This window comes from Pedobacter suwonensis (genome assembly GCF_900111825.1).
Taxonomy (GTDB): Bacteria; Bacteroidota; Bacteroidia; order Sphingobacteriales; family Sphingobacteriaceae; genus Pedobacter; species Pedobacter suwonensis.
The window spans coordinates 198258-217455 of sequence record NZ_FOJM01000012.1 but is presented as its reverse complement, the minus strand read 5'-3'; the positions used below and the strand labels follow the sequence as shown (position 1 = coordinate 217455).

The window sequence follows — 19198 nt, the reverse complement described above, 5'->3', positions numbered from 1 at the left end:
ACAGCAGGACGGGACCTATCCCAAATGCTCGGGACACTGCGCTCCAAGACCAAGAGGTATTTAAACCATTAAGGAGTTGAGAAAAGTTAAGGTTGTGCTCCCGCAGAAAACGCTGATCTTCGCAGAGACCATTCCATCATCCGTTTTACATCTTCCATATTTTACGTTATGTTCCTGATTAAATAGCCCCGATGGTTGCGGCATACCTTTTGGACTGGAGATTAAAATTATTTCTCTTAAGGTTGCCAATTGTGGTTAAATTTAAAACTGATTAATACTAAATATGTTTAATATCACAAGGTTTGCCACAATATTTGGTTATCTTTGTTCTTATTAAAAATATAATCATAAGTAATGAGTTTTTTTGCAGATAAAAGAAGGGAAGTAATGGTGCATATTGAAACGTATATGCTGGAGATGATGGATACCTATCTTAAACCAATTGATACGAACTGGCAACCATCTGATTTCCTTCCTGACTCTACGAGCGAAACATTTTATCAAGATATCAGAATTTTAAGGGATAATGCAAAGGACCTTTCTTACGATCTTGTAGCGGTATTGATTGGCGACACGATTACTGAAGAAGCTTTGCCTACTTACGAATCGTGGTTATCAATGGTGCAGGGGCCGAGTATGAAAGAAGATGGTGGCTGGATGAAATGGAACAGACACTGGACTGCTGAAGAGAACCGCCATGGTGATTTATTGAATAAATATTTATACTTGTCTGGTCGCGTAGATATGCGCCAGATGGAAATCTCTACACAATACCTGATTGCCGATGGTTTCGATATTGGTACTGGTCATGACCCTTATCGCAACTTTATTTATACCTCTTTTCAGGAGATGGCAACCAATATTTCTCACCGAAGGGTAGCTTCTTTAGCCAAAAAAGATGGTGATACTTTATTATCGAGAATGTGTGGTGTAATCGCTTCTGATGAGGCAAGGCACGCCAAAGCTTATAAGGATTTTATGAACCGTATTTTCGAGGTTGATCCTAATGAAGCCATGCTGGCTTTTGAAGACATGATGCGTAAAAAAATTGTCATGCCTGCACATTTCTTACGTGAGGTAGGTTTAAAAATAGGTCAAACATTTGGTCACTTTACAGATGCTGCGCAACGTTTAGGTGTTTACACGGCAATTGATTATGTTGAAATTATGCAGCAGTTAATCGAGGACTGGAAAATTGAAGGCATGCGTGATTTAAATGAAGCAGGTGAAAAAGCACGTGATTATATTATGGCATTGCCTTCGCGTTTATTACGTGTTGCAGAACGTATGAAAAATCCAACGATTGATTATAAATTTAGCTGGATTGCCGGATAGTCGGTTAAAAAAATATGTGGAGTCCCCCGATGTAAATCGAGGGATTTTTTTTGGCTTATTCCCTTACATATTTCTTCTGTATTGGCCACCCACTTCGTAAAGGGCATTGCTAATCTGGCCTAATGAGCATATTTTACACACTTCCATAAGTTGCTCAAAAATATTATCACCTGCTACGGCTGATTTTTGAAGTTGTTTTAACAAATCCGCTGCACGGTCTTCATTACGGTTGTGAAATTGTTGTAATGCAGCAATCTGGTATTGTTTTTCATCCTCCGTTGCACGAATTACCTCTCCCGGAACAATGGTAGGTGAACCATTTTTATTGAGAAAGGTATTCACACCTACTATCGGGTATTCACCTGTATGTTTGAGCGTTTCGTAATACAAACTTTCTTCCTGGATTTTTCCACGTTGATACATCGTCTCCATTGCGCCCAAAACACCACCACGATCGTTGATTCGTTTAAATTCGGATAGAACAGCTTCTTCAACCAGATCAGTCAATGCTTCAATAATGAAAGCACCTTGTAGCGGATTTTCATTTTTAGCCAGACCTAATTCTCTGTTAATGATCAACTGGATGGCCATGGCTCTCCTTACCGATTCTTCCGTTGGGGTGGTGATGGCTTCGTCGTACGCATTAGTATGAAGGGAATTGCAATTGTCGTAGATGGCGTAAAGTGCCTGTAGCGTAGTTCTGATGTCGTTAAAATCGATTTCCTGAGCATGTAATGAACGGCCTGAAGTTTGAATGTGGTATTTAAGCTTTTGCGAGCGGTCGTTTCCTTTGTATTTGTTTTTGATGGCTTTAGCCCAAATTCTTCTGGCTACGCGGCCTATAACGGCGTACTCAGGATCGATACCATTGGAGAAGAAGAAAGACAGGTTAGGCGCAAAGTCATCAATATGCATGCCCCTGCTTAAATAATATTCAACAAAGGTAAATCCATTACTTAAGGTAAATGCCAGCTGAGAAATAGGATTGGCACCCGCTTCTGCAATGTGATAGCCGGAAATAGATACCGAGTAGAAATTTCTCACTTTCTCATCGATAAAGTATTTCTGAATGTCGCCCATCATTCTTAAAGCAAACTCTGTAGAAAAGATACAGGTATTTTGCGCCTGATCTTCTTTTAAAATATCAGCCTGAACCGTTCCCCGTACTGAACTGATGGCTTTAGCTTTAATAGTGGCATAAACATCGGCAGGAAGAACCTGATCGCCAGTGACACCCAAAAGCATTAAACCTAAGCCGTTATTTCCTTCCGGTAATGCGCCATTATAAGATGGTCTTTCTATATTTTTGACTTTATAGATTGAAACAATTTTAGCCTCTACTTCTTCTGTCAGACCATTTTCAATGATGTATTTTTCGCATTGCTGATCAATCGCCGCATTCATGAAAAAACCTAATAACATTGGTGCCGGGCCATTAATAGTCATTGAAACTGACGTGGAGGGTGCACATAGGTCAAAACCGGAATATAGTTTTTTGGCATCATCCAAAGTGGCGATGCTTACACCGGAATTACCGATTTTACCGTAAATATCGGGGCGGATATGCGGATCTTCTCCATAAAGTGTAACGGAATCAAAAGCGGTAGATAAGCGATGTGCCGGTTGACCTAATGATACATAATGAAAACGTTTATTTGTTCGTTCAGGGCCACCTTCTCCGGCAAACATTCTGGTAGGATCTTCACCGTCTCTTTTTAGAGGAAAAACGCCTGCCGCATAGGGGAATTCACCCGGAAGGTTTTCGGTTAACAACCATCTTAAAATATCGCCCCAGTCTTCATATCTTGGCAGAGATACCTTTGGGATATTTAGTTTTGAAAGTGATTCGTAAAATAAAGGCTGTTTAATTTCTTTATCGCGGACTTTATAAATGAAAAACTCCTCTTTGTATGCTTTTTTGGTTTCTGGCCATTGGCGCAATAGGCGTTTGCATTCGCCATCTAATTGCTCTTCGAAGAATTCATAGCTTGCCTTTAGGTTATTTGATATCTCATTCTGAGAATCTTTTTCTAAAGATAGTGGATTAGTCTCACCTAATAAGTCTATTACCCCTTTAAGCTGGTACATTTTACGGGCGATGCTAACCTGTTTCTCTACCCAATCATTGTATGTTTGGCTTGCCTCTGCAATTTCTGCCAAATACCTGATCCGATCGGGAGGAATAATGTAAATTTTCTCTGACTGATCGGAGGTTAATTCCATTTTTGCCTTAAAATCAATTCCGGTTTTTAATTTAATCTGATCCATTAAAGCGACGAACAGGTTATTCATTCCCGGATCATTAAATTGGGAAGCCATAGTACCATACACTGGAATTTCATCGTCTTTAGCATCGAAAATGTTATGGTTGCGCTTATATTGTTTACGCACATCCCTTAGTGCATCCAAAGCCCCTCGTTTATCAAATTTGTTAATCGCTACCAGATCAGCAAAATCTAGCATATCGATTTTTTCGAGTTGTGTAGCTGCCCCAAATTCAGGTGTCATCACATATAATGAAACATCACAGTGTTCGGTAATTTCAGTATCCGACTGGCCAATGCCCGAGGTTTCTACAATAATCAGATCATAACCTGCAGCCCTACAGATATCGATACTTTCCTGTACGTTTTTTGATAAAGCCAGGTTGGCCTGTCGGGTTGCCAATGAGCGCATGTAAACCCTTGAATTATTAATCGCATTCATGCGGATCCGGTCGCCAAGTAAGGCACCTCCTGTTTTTCTCTTTGAAGGATCGACCGAAATGATAGCCAGGGTTTTATCTTTTACTTCAACCAGGAATCGACGGACCAATTCATCGACCAAGGATGATTTTCCTGCACCACCGGTTCCGGTAATACCTACAACAGGAGCATTATTATTCCGAGATAAACGCTTTAATTCGTCAACAAATTTTTGAGCAGCTTCAGGATCATTTTCTGCAACAGTAATGGCACCAGCTATAGCTTTGATATCTTCCGTGGAGATGCTTTTGAGATCATTGCCAATGTCTGTTTTGGTTACAAAATCAGTTTGTATCAGCATATCATTAATCATGCCTTGCAGCCCCATTTTACGTCCATCATCAGGAGAGTAGATTCTGGCAATTCCGTAGGCCTGTAATTCTTCAATCTCTGAAGGTAGAATCACGCCGCCGCCACCTGCAAATATTTTAATATGACCCGATCCTCTTTCCTGTAAAAGATCATACATATATTTAAAATATTCAATATGTCCGCCCTGATAGGAGGTCATGGCAATACCTTGTACATCCTCCTGAATGGCACAGTTCACCACCTCTTCAACCGAACGGTTGTGGCCAAGATGGATAACCTCAGCTCCTGATGACTGCAGGATACGGCGCATGATGTTAATGGTGGCATCGTGTCCGTCGAAAAGGGACGCAGCGGTTACAAAACGGATTTTATTTTTAGGTTTATAGATTTCTACTGGTTGCATACTATGGGATTTAAAGGACTGGCATGCTCTGGTAACCAATCCTTGTTTCCAAAAATATTTGGTATGCAAATGTACTAAATTATGCTGCTTAAAGCACGAATACCCTATACCGTTATGGCTTTTGGTTCAGCTATAAATTTTACCTAAATTAAAGTAAATAACCGCTATTGTGGTTAATGATAAACGGTCTCATACTGCAATCGAGAACCAAAAAGTTTTCAGCGGAGCTAAATCTATTGAGGCAGATCGCTCCATTCCACTGTATTTCAGTCGAGACGATTGAATTAATAACAAAAAAACTATGCTGGCGGGCATAGTTTTTTTAAAATTATTTGTTGATGATTTCAGTGATCGGTTCACCTACTGTTCCATTCGGGGTTTGGATATGCAGTAGAGCCGCTAATGTTGGTGCAATATCTGTCATGTAATGCGTGGTGTTGGTGGCACCTGGCTTAATTCCCCAACCCATAAATACCAAAGGAATGTGCGAGTCGTAAGGATTCCAGTTACCATGTGTGGTTCCCGTGCTGCCACCATTAAACCAGTTCGGTTGTAAAATATAATAAATATCGCCACTTCTACGGGCATTGTATCCGTTGGTAATCATTTTCTTCTGGATCTCCTGAAGTGTTGCCTGCGATACTTTCGCAATATCTACCGCATTCTGAAAACCATCCTGTCTTTTTAAGAATTCAACCGAGGCGGATTTAATCACATCGAAGCTGATATCTGCTTTGTCTGTCTTGTCATGATCAAAGATGATCTGGTTATTCATCGATTTTAATACGACATTGTCTAACTTAAATTTATCGTTTAAATAGGTATTTAATTTACTTGCGATTTCTCTGTCGCTCACCACACCGGCAGGTAGCTTATTCTCTTGCATAAAGCCAGGTACATGGGCAGCGCCATGGTCGGCCGTTAGAAATACAGTATAATTTCCTTTACCTACCTTTTTATCCAGATAGTTGAAAAACTCTTCGAAATCTTTATCCAAACGCAAGTAAGTATCTTCAGCCTCAATAGAGTTTGGTCCGTAAGCATGACCAATATAGTCTGTAGAAGAACAGCTTACTGCTAAAAAGTCGGTGATGTTGTCTTGCCCCAGGTCTTCGGAAAGAATAGCGAGTTTAGCTAAATCTAAAGTGATGGTATTGCCATAAGGTGTACTTCTGATGGCATCGAAATTTTTATCAATGTTTTGTGTTAGCTGGTGTGGAAATGTACTTGATTTACCTTCATATGCATTCTCATCTTTTGTGCTGTTTACATAGGTATTGATCGGATATAGCGTTTCCCAGTTTTTTGCATAAAACTTGTTCGCGAGTTTCAGTTTGTTATAATCGGCAATCCAGCCCGGAACCTCTTTCATATAATAGGTACTGGTTATCCAGTTTCCGGTACTACCCTGGTACCAATACGCTGCATTTGCGGCGTGACCAGCAGGAAGGATGGAACCTCTGTCTTTCAAAGAAATACCGATTACTTTCCCTTTAAAGTTTGTAGCCAGTCTCAACTCATCAGTTATGGTTGTGGTGAGCATATTTTTTGGCGACATATTGCCTTCTGATGAAGGTGTACTGCCCACTGTAGAAACCGAAGAATCTTCTGTGCAGTAAACACTTTTTCTGGTTTCAGGATCGTACCAGTCATTACCGATAATACCATGAACAGCTGGAACTGAACCCGTGTAGATGCAAGTGTGACCACATGCAGTATATGTCGGTGTATAGGGAATAAAGGTGTTTTCAACAGAAAAACCTTCATTGATCAGCCTTTTAAAACCACCATTAGTGTAGCGGTTATAATAGCGGTATAAATAATCCCAGCGCATTTGGTCGACCACCAGACCTACCACCAATTTTGGACGTGCAACCTCCGCAGGAAATGCTTTGGCAGATGTTGTGCTTGTTTTTTTGGTTTGGGCGGATGAAAATGAGATCGAAAAAATAGAAACGGTAAAGATTAAACGGAATATTTTATTCATTATGCTTTAGTTAAAGGGCTAAAGTAATGAATTTAGATAAAGCTACTTTGAAGTTAATGTAAAGATTTTATATCGCTTCGGCCACTACAAACGTGCTTCCACCAATAAAAACCAGGTCTTTAGGGCTTGCCGATTGAATAGCAGTTGCTTTTGCTTCAAGAACTGAAGTAAAACTTTTTCCTGTTAGGCCATGTGCGGCAGCCTGTTCTTTTAAGCGATCTGCATCTAAACCGCGTTCTAAAGCGGGTTTGCAAAAATAATAAGTTGCATTTTTTGGCATTAACAACAATACCTTCGAAATGTCTTTATCGTTAACCATGCCGAAAACAATGTGCAGGTTCTGGTAAGGCGTTTGTGTTATATTTTTAATCACCTCAGTAATGCCAGCTTCGTTATGTCCCGTATCGCAGATTACCAAGGGCGTTCTGCTTAAAGTTTGCCAACGTCCCTGTAAACCAGTTTGCTTTTTAACCTGGCTGATGCCTTTGTAAACACTTTGCTGATCCGTTTTTATTTCGGTTTTCTCGTTCAGCACAGTCAGGGTTTGGAGAACGGTTAATATATTTTTATGCTGATAAATTCCGGTAAGATCACTTTGAAGATCTTTATATTTGATTTCTCTTCCCTGATAAACGGATACGGAAAGTTTACTGTTTTTGACTTTAAGATCCTGTGTGGTTAGTACCTGGTCGGCAAAAACAATCGGCGCTTGTTCAATGTTGGCTTTTTTAATGAAAACTGGCGCAGATTCTTCTTGCGTTTCGCCAATCACCACTGGGATACTCTTTTTGATGATGCCTGCTTTTTCTCCTGCAATTTCTGCAAGGGTATTCCCGAGCATATTCATGTGATCGAGGCTGATATTGGTGATGACTGAAATTTCCGGGGTGATGATATTGGTAGAATCCAGCCTCCCGCCCAAACCCACTTCAATTACTGCTACATCTACCTGATGTTTTGCAAAATGATCGAACGCCATCGCAACAGTTACTTCAAAAAAGGAAGGTTCGGTTTTTTCGATGAGTTTTTGTTGTTCTTTTACGAATGATACCACTTCAGTTTTGCTGATCATTTTTCCGTTGATGCGAATGCGCTCCCGGAAATCTTTCAGATGGGGTGAAGTATACAATCCCGTTTTATATCCCTGAGCCTGTAGCACGGAAGCGAGCATGTGGGATGTTGAACCCTTCCCGTTTGTTCCGGCCACATGGATGCTTTTAAATTTATGTTGAGGGTTATCCAGCGCTTCGCAAAGGATGATGGTATTCGTTAAATCTTTTTTAAATGCTGATGCGCCAACGCGGGTAAACATCGGAAGTTTACTGTATAAAAAATCAAGCGTTTGTTGGTAGTTCATAATATACGTCAAATATAGGTTGACTAGCGTAATTATGAAATGAAATGAGAAAGATTTTGTTGAAGCAATTTCAAAAGTTTGTTGGTGAAGTCAGATGTTGCCATCTGACTTATAGTTTATATGATACTCATGCATAATTAATCGTTAAGAGATCCTATCAAGCTTTTGAACAAATAGTCTGTCAGATAGTAATATCTGACAGCACAATAAATTATTTGTAGGTGACGTCAGATGTTGCCATCTGACTTATAGTTTAGATGATACTCATGCATCATTAATCGTTAAGAAATCCTATTAAGCTTTTGAACAAATAGTCTGTCAGATAGTAATATCTGACAGCACAATAAAAATTATTTAACTTTAAAATTAAACATCACAATTCCGGTTTGTACATCTGGAGCGGATTCCAGTTTGTTTAAACTTGCACCCAATACAGCCTGCTCGCATTTTCTCCAGAGGGCTAAATCAGATAAGGTTGTACCTTTAGCTCCGGCGCGTGCCTGTACAACTTTGCCATTTTTGTCTACACGTATCTGGACGGCAATTTTTCCTGCACTCTGTCCATCATCCTGTATCCTGGGGATATCGATAAATTTTCTGCTGGCTAAAGATAGCTGTACATTCCCATTTCCCGAGCCACCTTCACCATAATTTGATGCTAACGGATCGCCATCTTTATCACCCTGGTTGCCTGGCGTTTTTCCGGTACCGTCTCCTTGTCCCTGACCGGTATTTTTCTTGCCTTTGTAAAGTGCATTTTGGTTAATTACCGGCTTAGCAGGTTTATCTTCTGTAACAGGCGTAGGTGCAGTTGTTGTAGCTTTTGTGGGTTTGGTATTTACGGCAATGGCATCTTCTGTATTCTGTGTTTGTACCTCTTTATCACTACTTTCGGTGGCGGTATTTGGTGTAACCTTCTCTTCAGGTGTTACCTTTTCAGGCGCTTTACCATTCGCATTTGGATCCGCAGATGGTTCTTCAATGCTGGTATAATCATCGCCCATACCTTCTGCCGAGGTTCCGTAATTTACCACCATGCCGCCCATACCTACTTCTTCAGGTGGTTGGAATGAACCAATCACAATAAAAAAGCTGATCAATAACAAAAATCCCATAATACCGCTTGCTATAGCAATGGCCTTTGGATAATTGTTTTCCTCCTGAGGTACGTTTTGTGCTTTGTAGTTCATTATTTTTTTGGTTCAACGGCTACAACAAGTTTCAATTTCAGTTTATTGGCAATATCGTTCACCACAAATCCATCCTGATAAGTTACATTGCGCGATACATATAAAAGTATGGTCATATCTGGTGCCAGCTTTTGATATGATGCCAGGGTAGGCTCTAATTCCTCAATGCTCACTGGTTTCTTTTCAACGAAATATTTTAAATTTTCGTCTATCGTAACGGTAACTGCTTTTTTGGCGGTAGACTGCTGTCCGCTTGATGATTGTGGCAACAATAATTTTACTACTGTAGGATTGACTACTGCAGAGGCCAATAAGAAAAACAGCATCAGGAAGAACATAATATCGTTCAACGCTGAAGTGTGTACTTCTACCGATCCTTTTGTTCTTTTGCGTAAATTCATTATTTGCCCGGTTCTTCTAGTAAATCAATAAAATCAATTGCATCGGTCTCCATTTTAAGAATGATTTTCTCAACCATAATATTTAAGATATGATAGAGTACATAAGCAATAATCCCGATAATTAATCCGGTTGCAGAGGTAATCATTTTGGTATATAAACCACCGGAAATTGTTCCGATTTCGATTGCTCCCTTAATCGATACCTGGTGGAAAATGGTAATTACCCCCACAATTGTACCTACGAAACCGAGCATTGGCGCAATACCTGCAACAATACCCAGGATACTGATGTTCTTCTCTAATTTAGAAACTTCTAATTTGCCCACATTTTCAATTGCGCCTTCAATATCTTTAATCGGGCGGCCAATGCGTTTTAAACCTTTTTGCAACATGCGCGAAAGAGGGGAGTTGTTATTTCTTAAAAGCGACATGGCGCCATCTAAATTTCCGGATTGGATATAAGACCGGGTTTGCGCCATAAGGTTAGCCTCATCTTTTGTGGCTTTTTTAATGGTTAAATAACGTTCAACAAAAATAATCAAAGCCAAAAAAGCCAAAAAAGCCAACGGAATCATTACCCATCCGCCTTTAAAAAGCAGATCGATAAAATGGAGTTCTTGCTGTGGTTGTGTTAATGTTTGGTTAATTGCATTTGCTGTGTCTTGCAATGCTTGTGTGGTGTCCTGAATTAATAAAGTTATCATTATGGTTGTGTGTTGTGTTTTTGTTGTACGAAATACCCTTTGCCTTTAAGTTTTTTCTCTAAAATATCTTTTTGCTCTTTAGCTTCTTTTTCTGTGCTGAAGCTTGCTATACTCACCTTTTTTAAACGGCCCGGAACAGATGCTATTTCGGCCTTTAAACCAATTTTTTCCATTTGTTTGATAAAAACAAGCGCCTTTTTTTCTGATTGGAAAGATGCTGCGATAACATAGAACGTAGAAGGACCAGTGTTTGGTACAACTTTGTTTTCTTTAGGCGTTTCGATAGCTGGCTTAGCCACAGGTTTAACCACTTCTTTTTTAACGGTATCTGTTTTTTGCTGAATCTGATTAGCCTTTAATATACTATCGGTTTTGGCTATTGAATCCTGTTTCGCTTTCAAAGTATCCACTGCAACCTTAGGCGAATCAATAATTACTTGTGCAGGTTTCTCAGTACCGGTTGTTTCTCCTGTAAATAACTCGGGCTTAATCAAAAAGGTTATTGCCGCAACCACAAGCAAAGCCACAATTGCAATCGTAATCATTAACCAGGCAGACATACCTTGCCTAGCTTCATTGCTGTGTTCGAGCGGGTCATGGCCAAAACGGTTTGGATGCTCAGCATGCTGTTCTTTTATAAAAGCTGGTGCCTCAATTACGGGCTCTTCATTTTTAATTTCCTCTTCTAAATTAATATATGTTTTTGGCTCATCCGTTTCTGGCCTCAATGAAAAACGGCCCGAATAATCTTGTGGGGGTAGAACCGGTTCAGGGCCTGCTGCTTCTGCATTTTTTTCTGCTTCTGGTCTATGCCCAAAACGGTCAGGATTTTCCTCGTGCTGTTCTACTATCGATGCAGGAACACCAACCTGGTTAACGTCTTCAACCGGGCTGGTTACGCCGGTATCTTTTACCTGTTCGGTTTTATTCGTTTGACTATCTTCAACAGCACGGTGCTCAGCAGCAATATTTTCTACCTCTGATTCTGGTGCATGACCGAAACGGTTGGGATGTTCCTCGTGTTGCGTTATAACTGATTCAGGGACCTCTACTTCCCTAGTAATGTTTACCGTTTCTTCTGTTTCAGCAGGTTCTTGCGTTTTACTGATCTGCCGATCAGCAGCAATATTTTCTAATTCCGATTCTGGTGTATGGCCAAAACGGTTTGGATGTTCTTCATGCTGTTCCTTAATAAATTCGGGTGCTTCAGTAATTGCTGATGTATCGGTTCTTGTATGTTTTAAGGTGTTTTTAAGATCGTCTTTTACTTCATCCAGTTCTACATTTTCGATTACAGGAGCCTGGTATGACTTATTCTCAAAAGGAGATGGTGCAACTGGCGCCTCCGCAATTTCGTCATAAACCTCTTCCTCTTCGTTCTTTGGTAAATCTGTTTTTACCTCTTCAACGATCGTTTCTTCCAGCGGTGGAAGTCCGTAAAATTCCGAACCATAATTCATGTCTTTAACTGGTTCGAAAGCTAAACCTTGTTCAGTAAAAAATAAGCGTCCGGTATTTTCAAGTTCGGCCTCGTGGTCTACTTCAAGTTTTTCATTTACTACTTCAACAAACTTTGCAATGCGATTGAGGGCATCTTCATTTGTAATATTGAGTTTAGTTGAAATAAAGTTAGCCAAAGCTTCCTGTTCGGTTACTTCTTCGGAAAACCGGAGCGTATAGCCTGGAGGCAAAAACGTTTGCTTTTCCTTATCGTATCTTCCAGGGTATTTTTTCTTATAAAAGGTGCCCAAGCCGGTAATACCAACTTCTTTGCGTTGCTGCAAGAGTGCCAACAGGTATGATAAGATATCCATTCGGGTAAAATTAAGCGTTTTAAATTAAAAATTATATTTTACCTTCAAATAGTGTCTGTGGATGCTATTATACATCCTATTCTAAAAGGGGACAAAAACCGGTACAGATTGTTGTTTCAACTATGAAGAAACTACAGTCCTTTAAAGGTATAGCTGTATCCGTGCAAAGATAACGGTTACAAAGATAGAAATGGTATGCGAGTAAGCAAATGACAAGATCAATATAACCGGGTTAATGGCCTAATGTTGTGATGTAATGATAGTAAAAAAAGCAGGAGAACCGAGGCTAGCCTGCTCAAATGTTGTTTTTAGGGGTAAAAATTATCAGGTTAAAAATCACAGCGCATACAAATATTAATCATGTAAATCGCATCCTTGCTCAAAAGTATCTCACATGTTTTTTTTCCTTTCGATAATTAATTGCTTTAATAGCCAGGTATATACCCAGGAATAGAAGTAATGCTGAAACAAGCAATCCGGTTGCTACGGGAAGAAACAGGCTGGCGGCAGTAAAAAAATCGCCCCAGTTTATAAGCGGATAATAAAAGTAAGTGAGCAGTAAAAAAGCTGCTAAAGTTAAAAAGGAGCAGATGTAAAGGGTTATTACGGTTGTTTTGGTTCTCATATTTTGGTAATGGTTGGAAGTGTTGGGCTTAATCTAAATATGGGTTTTGTGGAATGTAAACCAGATGGTATCCATTCTCCTTGAGGAGAGTTATTGTACACTCATCCGGCAACTGTTTAAAAATAACGGTGGCTAATACCTGCGAGGGCATGGTTTTTATCCTGACAAGAACATCAAGGATAAACTTCTTTAATCTGATAAAGAAAAACTTTTTACTATAGCGCTCGGTTGATACCAGATCTGCTCCTTTAAACCAGTAATTTGGATTAATCTTTTTAAAGCCGATTAGAGGCAGGCCTAAACCAGCTGCTAACTTTTCAAATTCTCTTTCCGAAACCTTATAAACAAAATTTCCGACCGGCTCAAATGAAAAGCGGTTATTCCATAATTTATTTAAAAAATGCGCATTCCGGTTCAGAAGATTGCTTAACATCAATAGCAGTGGCATCTTGATTACCGGATCTTGTGGCTCTATAACGATTACGCCATGTTTGGCTACCCTGATCATTTCGTACATGGCAGCATAGGGCCTTGGAAAGTGGTGATAGGATTCTTTACAAAGTACAAAATCAAAACTATTGTATTCTTGTGTAAGTTTTTCTGCATTCTCCGCAGCACAGGCATCAATAATCCCTCTTTTTAGTGCAATATTTAGAAAATCTGTATTGAGATCAGTTGCTAATACAATGTTGCCTGAACTAAGGATGTATTGCGCATCAAATCCATAACCATCACCTATGGTAAGCCAACTTTGTTTCTTTTTTGTTAAAAGCGGATCAATACAGTTAAAGAACAGTTTTTGAAGCCAATAAGCTATATTATCTTTACCGGTGGCCATGGCTCGTTCATAAAAAACGGTTTTAGCACTTTCAGATGGGAAATGTGTGTTATACCATTCATCATGTCTATTGTAGCTTTCGGTATGGTGCATATAACAGGTTTTATAAACTTATACGAAGGCATTATTATAAACGCTTGGTCGAAAATAAAATAGCGTAGCAAAAAATAAATTAATTTTAACCCAGCGTTTTTCATATTCATCTCGTAATCCTCTTACAACACGATGAAGAAAAACCGCTTACCGAACCAAATGGATGAACCTTTTTTCTAAGCAAGATACTAAACTGATCAAAGGCTGTAAAGCTAATGAGCGGCAAGCACAGGAGAGGCTCTATAAACTTTACTATGCCGATATGCTGCGTATATGTTTCCGTTATTTAAAATCTGATGATTTGGCACAAGATGCACTAAACACCGGTTTTTTGAAGATTTTTCAGCACATCCAAACCTTCGATGCAAAAAAAGGAGAATTTGGAGCCTGGATCAGAACGGTCATGGTGAGATCATGCATTGATATTGGCAGAAGAGAAGCCAAGTTTAATGAAACCGTTAGTCCGGATGAAATAGAAGAAATCTTTATTCAACCCTCAGTATTAGATAAACTTTTTGTTGAGGATCTCCTCAAATTGATACGCTTATTGCCAGCCGCTACGCAGCTGGTTTTTAACCTTTCGATTATAGATGGCTATTCGCATAAGGAGATAGGGGAACATCTGAATATTACCGAGAGCACCTCAAGGTGGCATCTCTCTGAAGCGAAGAAACAGTTGAGGGAAATGTTAGCGTCCTCAGCCATTGATAAACCAACTGAAAAAACGAAAAAGAAATGAAAAATTCAGCATGGTATCATAAACTCTGGCGCGATAAATTTGATGGTTTGCCTGTCAAGGATGCTGCTGATGCCTCATGGACAGGTATGCAGAAACTGCTCAATGAAAAAATGCCAATCGGTACGGGTGGTGGCCACGGACCACATTTATCAACAGGCACCAAACTATTAAAAGTAGTTAAAATAATAGGATATACCTTCTCTGTAGCTGCTGCAGCCTCCACTGTGGGCTACTTCACACTTAAAAAATCGGACAATAAGCAGAATGAAATAGAAAATAAAGTTAAATCGGTCTTTTCGGATTCGATGCTTGTGGATAGCAATAAGGTATTAAATTATAATGAAATAGCTGACAGTACGATAATCAGAGATAGCCTCAATGGCGCAGAGGATTCATTGAATGCAAATGTGGAGCAAAATAAATTTGTTAGCGATAATGCTTCTGAGCTGGAAAAACCGGCCCGGCAAATGCAGAAAAACGCTTCAACAACCATGAAAGCAAATGCAGTTACTCCTTTAAACAACAAATATTTTGTTGCAAAAGAGTCTAGTCAAGTCGAATCAATTGAAGATTTAAATAAGATAAACCTGAAATCCAGTTCAAAAGTGGAAGTCATCAGCAATACTGATCAAAAGGAGAACAGCTTATTTGGGAAGAGCGGCAAATTATTATCGTGGCCAAAGCAATATCAACAAGGAGTTACCTATATTGATCTTCCCCTAAAAATTCAGCGTATAGCAATACCGGTAGTTAAAGCTAATGACTTTCAAAATCTATCAGGGAATCAAGATAACAGAACACGGCATTATGATAAAAAAGCTGAACGTATTGCTAATGGTAAAAATCAAAAGGAAACAAATATCAGCTTGCCTAAAATCAGAACGAATAAAACCAAACAAAACGGTTCTATTGCTTCAAAGTATAGTTATGGTTTAAACTCCGGGATGAATGTGCAAAAAGGAAATAATAGTTTTTATATAGGTTTATTTGGTTCCTATGCACTCAATAAAAACTGGCAACTTACAGTTGGTTTAAATGCCAACAGTAACCAAAAAATTGCAGGGGAATTTACACATCCGAGTTATTACCGACCAGACTCGGTACCACCGCTTATCATTGCTACGACGCGAAAATTGATTACAATCGATATTCCATTAGCTGCTGCGTATAAGTTATCAAAACATATCGATTTGAAAGCTGGTCCGATAGTTAGTTTTGTAGGCAAGCAATCTATAGGAATCACCAAATTAAATCCAATAGTCAATCCGAGCGATACGTTATACCATAGCAAGCAAATCGACTCTATCTTAGTTAATACCAATACCGTAAACAATAGGGTAAACATCGGAATTACAGGGGGCATCAACATTCATATTAAACAATTTGATGTTAATGCCAGCTACCAATGGTTAACCCCATACAATCTAAATAATAGTTTGGGTTCTTTTAAACAGCGTAATCATTTTTTTAGGATTGGAGTAGGGTACAGGTTTCGGTAAACACGTTAAAAATAGGCTTTGGGTGTGGTTTTACAAGGGGATAAGTAGCTGCCAGTCAGATTTTTTTACATTTAAATATTGAGCTGCAATAAAAATTCAAATAATTCAAAAAATCTGCCTCAACTTGCTTATATCTAGCTTCGTGCTAATAGCTCCTTTTCTTTTACATAACGAATAATCGTCTACTAAAAATAAACAAATACGCTTGATGTATTATATTTTGATGAATTTTTAGTGAGGCATGTTAAGGATTATAAGTAATTTTTATATTTGGTTTTAACTTATGCTAAATAGATGGAACGCTCAAATGAAAAAAATATACAGTAAAACCCAATCCTCGATTTCCAGAATGCATCCGGATAACCTCATTAATGAAGGATGAAGTTTACGCACGAACAGATTTTAAAGTTTGCTCCCGATGATGCATCTGTAAAAGCAGGGAAAGCATTAGCTACGCCATCGAAATGGGTAGTTACGGCTGCTCACGAAAAAGCACTTTGGGGGATTGTCAGGGGAGTGGTAAAACACCGTATAAAACCATTATCGATTTAGTTAATCTTGCTTTTAAGTGTTCTTGTCCCAGCAGGAAATTTCCTTGTAAACACGGCTTGGGGCTACTTTTTCTATATGTTTCTAATTCATCTGTTTTTTCCTGTGAAGAGAATATGGCGCCACATGTAGAAGAGTGGATCAATAAACGTTCTGCGAAACAGGAAGAAAAAAGACCTAAAGAAGATGCAGTAGTAGATGAGAAAGCCCAGCAAAAGAGACTAGAAGCGAGGACTAAAAAAGTTGATTCAGGTATTGAGGAACTTAGGTTGTGGATTAAAGATTTAGTGCGTAGCGGTATCATGCATATTCCACAGAATGCCTATGATTTTAACAAAAATATAGTTGCAAGGATGGTAGATGCACAGGCTGGTGGTTTAGCTAATAACCTTAAAAGATTGAATAATATTAATTTTTACAAAGAGGGTTGGCAAAAAGCACTGATCAAATCGCTAAGCAAAACTTACCTGCTTACAGAGGCCTATAAAAATCAGCAACTGCTTCCGGAAGATCTTAAACAGGAAGTAAGGTCGCTGGTTGGGTGGAATATATCAAAAGAGGAAATACTGGCGAACACAGGTATAACTGACGATTGGTGTGTACTATCGATTGACACTACCGAAGATAATAATCTGAAAACGGAGAAAATCTGGCTTTACGGTGAAAAAACCAAGTGTTATGCACTTATTATTAATTTCTATACTACGATTCAGGCTAATGCCAATAATTTAATACCGGGAGATGTTGTTCATGCAGCGCTTGCATTTTATCCTTCGCCCACACCTTTAAGGGCCTTATTTAAAGGTGAAGTTCGAAAAGAGAATGTTCAGTTCTTTCCAGAAACGCAAAGTAATATTGCGGATCTTTTCAGGCACGTTTCGGCTTTATTAGCCATCAATCCGTTTGCAGAAGAAATTCCTTTTTTACTATCGTCTGTAAAGCTGGTTTTTGAAAAAGAAACGTGGTTTTTGGTTGATTCGGATCAGAAACTCATTTTATTGAGCAATTCTGAAGATGAATGTTGGCTAATCCTTTCCATCACCAAGGGTAATTCTTTCGTATGCTTTGGTATTTATCAGAATGAGCAGATCAACTTAGCTTCAGTTTTTATAAATGATAAACATTACCCGATAAAATGAGCGATCAGAAAATTATAAAAACAGCCCTTTTAGGCACTGATAAAGTGACTTTTGATCCAATTCCCGATTTAGTCGGAATAGGTAACCGAATTATAGCCGGGCAGATAGATAAGGAAGATGCTTTTTTGAAAAATGCTGCGGTAAATTTCCTGTATCACGAATCAGGTAGGATACCTGATGTTTATAGCGGTGCTCAGCAAGGTTGTCCGGATGAAGAAAAAAACGAAGTAGATGCATTTACTGGTTTTCAGGTCAAATCAGCACTCCGGTTAAAAGACGATGTGTTATTTTATTACTTGGTTTACCGAACCAATCAGGCCAATAAAATATTTGGTGCAGATCTGGTTACCATTGCTTTAAATAAAGCTTTATTACAGAAACGGAAAGCCGAAGCAGTCTTAACAGCCTGTGGTGAAACGGGAAATTGGCTGGCAGGCATCAATAAAAACTGGGCGGAACTTTTTGATTCCGTTTCGTCAGGGCAGGATTGGGAAACAGGTAACCTGGAATGGCGCCTAAACTATTTTGCAGATTTAAGAGCAGATTCGCCATCAGACGCTTTGGCGTTATTAGCTGATCTGCAACAGGAAAACGCAAATGTAAGGGTCGAATTTATCGCTTTGTTGGAAATCAATCTTTCCATCAACGACGAAACTTTTTTAATGTCAGTTTTAAACGATAAGAGCAAAAAAGTAAGAGATATTGCTATTTACCTGCTTAAATTAGTGCCAGGTACCGCAGTAAATCAGCTATTTTTAAACTATCTTATCAATATCCTTTCCGTTAAAGAAGAACGGGTAATGCTTATTGCAAAGAAAAAGGTTTTGGCTATTGATCCTGGGGTTACACCGGGTGATGAATTGTTTAAATATGGTTTGGAGAAAATCAGTTCACAAAAAGGTATTGATGACGCTGTTTTTTGGGTGGCCCAGATTTTTGAGTTTATCGATATCGGGACGCTGGCTTCAAAATTTAACCTTTCGGTAGAAGATTGGCTGAAACTGGTATTAGGCGATCAACATGCTGAGGTTTTTAAACCTTTTCTGAAAAATACAGCAATTCATTTTAAAGATGGGTTATTAAGTAAAAAACTGCTTGAATTAGGCATTGAGAATGGAATCGAACTGCTAAAGTATGTTAATCCTAAAGAGCGGACGACTTTTATTAAAGAACTACTCGAAACTGATTTCAACAGGGTATTGGATTTGCTTTTGGAAAGTTATGATATTATAGAAACGGTTATTGCAGAACGGATTTTTAAAAAACTATCTGATAATCCTTATGCAATCCAGACCAACGTTTATCAAAAGCTGGCTTTATCAATGCCTGATAGCCTGTTACCACTCATGAAAAAATTCGAAACACCAGCTTCAGACCATTATCAGGCAAAATATTTCAGTAACCAGGTAGTAGCGATGGTTCGCTATATCGAGTTGAGGCAAACACTAAAATTTTAAAATCTAATTAGC

Annotated in this window: 14 protein-coding genes; 6 read left to right on the top strand and 8 right to left on the bottom strand. The window is 39.0% G+C overall.

Annotated features, from left to right (window positions below):
• Window positions 1–354 precede the first annotated feature (354 nt).
• The gene (locus BM107_RS16540) at window positions 355–1335 is read left to right on the top strand and encodes an acyl-ACP desaturase (RefSeq protein WP_090985332.1); all 981 of its coding nucleotides are present in this window, start codon (window positions 355–357) and stop codon (window positions 1333–1335) included.
• A gap of 63 nt (window positions 1336–1398) precedes the next feature.
• Here the strand turns inward: BM107_RS16540 and BM107_RS16535 are convergent, their stop codons facing one another.
• The 8 genes from BM107_RS16535 to BM107_RS16495 all read right to left on the bottom strand — a co-directional run bounded on the left by BM107_RS16535 (window position 1399) and on the right by BM107_RS16495 (window position 13803).
• Complete coding sequence (locus BM107_RS16535) at window positions 1399–4794, bottom strand: methylmalonyl-CoA mutase family protein (protein ID WP_090985329.1); 3396 nt, start codon at window positions 4792–4794, stop codon at window positions 1399–1401.
• Window positions 4795–5122: 328 nt separating this feature from the next.
• Window positions 5123–6781 carry an alkaline phosphatase PafA gene (pafA, locus tag BM107_RS16530; RefSeq protein ID WP_090985327.1) on the bottom strand — a complete coding sequence of 553 codons (1659 nt, stop codon included), beginning with the start codon at window positions 6779–6781 and terminating at the stop codon, window positions 5123–5125.
• A 67-nt stretch (window positions 6782–6848) separates the two neighbouring features.
• Window positions 6849–8138, bottom strand: coding sequence for a bifunctional folylpolyglutamate synthase/dihydrofolate synthase (locus BM107_RS16525; RefSeq protein WP_090985326.1), 1290 nt, complete (start codon window positions 8136–8138; stop codon window positions 6849–6851).
• 350 nt (window positions 8139–8488) lie between these two features.
• On the bottom strand, window positions 8489–9328 hold the full coding sequence (locus BM107_RS16520; protein ID WP_090985324.1) for an energy transducer TonB: 840 nt from the start codon (window positions 9326–9328) through the stop codon (window positions 8489–8491).
• A complete protein-coding gene (locus BM107_RS16515; RefSeq protein ID WP_025144642.1) occupies window positions 9328–9729 on the bottom strand; it encodes an ExbD/TolR family protein in 402 nt (133 codons plus the stop codon). The genes BM107_RS16520 and BM107_RS16515 overlap by 1 nt, the downstream gene beginning before the upstream one ends.
• The gene (locus tag BM107_RS16510; RefSeq protein ID WP_090985321.1) at window positions 9729–10433 is read right to left on the bottom strand and encodes a MotA/TolQ/ExbB proton channel family protein; all 705 of its coding nucleotides are present in this window, start codon (window positions 10431–10433) and stop codon (window positions 9729–9731) included. The genes BM107_RS16515 and BM107_RS16510 overlap by 1 nt, the downstream gene beginning before the upstream one ends.
• Window positions 10433–12247: an HU domain-containing protein gene (locus BM107_RS16505; RefSeq protein WP_090985318.1), complete on the bottom strand. Its 1815-nt coding sequence runs from the start codon at window positions 12245–12247 to the stop codon at window positions 10433–10435. The genes BM107_RS16510 and BM107_RS16505 overlap by 1 nt, the downstream gene beginning before the upstream one ends.
• A 653-nt stretch (window positions 12248–12900) precedes the next feature.
• A complete protein-coding gene (locus BM107_RS16495) occupies window positions 12901–13803 on the bottom strand; it encodes a class I SAM-dependent methyltransferase (RefSeq protein WP_090985314.1) in 903 nt (300 codons plus the stop codon).
• Window positions 13804–13966: 163 nt separating this feature from the next.
• Between BM107_RS16495 and BM107_RS16490 the strand changes: the two genes are divergently transcribed.
• The 5 genes from BM107_RS16490 to BM107_RS16475 all read left to right on the top strand — a co-directional run bounded on the left by BM107_RS16490 (window position 13967) and on the right by BM107_RS16475 (window position 19186).
• Window positions 13967–14542 carry an RNA polymerase sigma factor gene (locus tag BM107_RS16490; RefSeq protein WP_090985312.1) on the top strand — a complete coding sequence of 192 codons (576 nt, stop codon included), beginning with the start codon at window positions 13967–13969 and terminating at the stop codon, window positions 14540–14542.
• Window positions 14539–16041: an outer membrane beta-barrel protein gene (locus tag BM107_RS16485; protein ID WP_090985310.1), complete on the top strand. Its 1503-nt coding sequence runs from the start codon at window positions 14539–14541 to the stop codon at window positions 16039–16041. The genes BM107_RS16490 and BM107_RS16485 overlap by 4 nt, the downstream gene beginning before the upstream one ends.
• 378 nt (window positions 16042–16419) lie before the next feature.
• Window positions 16420–16593, top strand: a complete 174-nt coding sequence (locus tag BM107_RS24720) for a hypothetical protein (RefSeq protein WP_159435257.1) — start codon at window positions 16420–16422, stop codon at window positions 16591–16593.
• Complete coding sequence (locus BM107_RS16480) at window positions 16539–17729, top strand: SWIM zinc finger family protein (RefSeq protein WP_159435256.1); 1191 nt, start codon at window positions 16539–16541, stop codon at window positions 17727–17729. The genes BM107_RS24720 and BM107_RS16480 overlap by 55 nt, the downstream gene beginning before the upstream one ends.
• Window positions 17726–19186: a DUF5691 domain-containing protein gene (locus BM107_RS16475; protein ID WP_090985306.1), complete on the top strand. Its 1461-nt coding sequence runs from the start codon at window positions 17726–17728 to the stop codon at window positions 19184–19186. The genes BM107_RS16480 and BM107_RS16475 overlap by 4 nt, the downstream gene beginning before the upstream one ends.
• The last annotated feature ends 12 nt before the right edge of the window (window positions 19187–19198 follow it).

Bases quoted from the DNA above. Each gene is read 5' to 3' on its own strand.
- BM107_RS16505 (WP_090985318.1), bottom strand. From the start codon at position 12,247: ATGGATATCTTATCATACCTGTTGGCACTCTTGCAGCAACGCAAAGAA.
- BM107_RS16540 (WP_090985332.1), top strand. From the start codon at position 355: ATGAGTTTTTTTGCAGATAAAAGAAGGGAAGTAATGGTGCATATTGAA.
- BM107_RS16535 (WP_090985329.1), bottom strand. From the start codon at position 4,794: ATGCAACCAGTAGAAATCTATAAACCTAAAAATAAAATCCGTTTTGTA.
- BM107_RS16515 (WP_025144642.1), bottom strand. From the start codon at position 9,729: ATGAATTTACGCAAAAGAACAAAAGGATCGGTAGAAGTACACACTTCA.
- BM107_RS16520 (WP_090985324.1), bottom strand. From the start codon at position 9,328: ATGAACTACAAAGCACAAAACGTACCTCAGGAGGAAAACAATTATCCA.
- BM107_RS16475 (WP_090985306.1), top strand. From the start codon at position 17,726: ATGAGCGATCAGAAAATTATAAAAACAGCCCTTTTAGGCACTGATAAA.
- BM107_RS16490 (WP_090985312.1), top strand. From the start codon at position 13,967: ATGAACCTTTTTTCTAAGCAAGATACTAAACTGATCAAAGGCTGTAAA.
- BM107_RS24720 (WP_159435257.1), top strand. From the start codon at position 16,420: ATGAAGTTTACGCACGAACAGATTTTAAAGTTTGCTCCCGATGATGCA.
- BM107_RS16510 (WP_090985321.1), bottom strand. From the start codon at position 10,433: ATGATAACTTTATTAATTCAGGACACCACACAAGCATTGCAAGACACA.
- BM107_RS16525 (WP_090985326.1), bottom strand. From the start codon at position 8,138: ATGAACTACCAACAAACGCTTGATTTTTTATACAGTAAACTTCCGATG.
- BM107_RS16485 (WP_090985310.1), top strand. From the start codon at position 14,539: ATGAAAAATTCAGCATGGTATCATAAACTCTGGCGCGATAAATTTGAT.
- BM107_RS16495 (WP_090985314.1), bottom strand. From the start codon at position 13,803: ATGCACCATACCGAAAGCTACAATAGACATGATGAATGGTATAACACA.
- pafA (WP_090985327.1), bottom strand. From the start codon at position 6,781: ATGAATAAAATATTCCGTTTAATCTTTACCGTTTCTATTTTTTCGATC.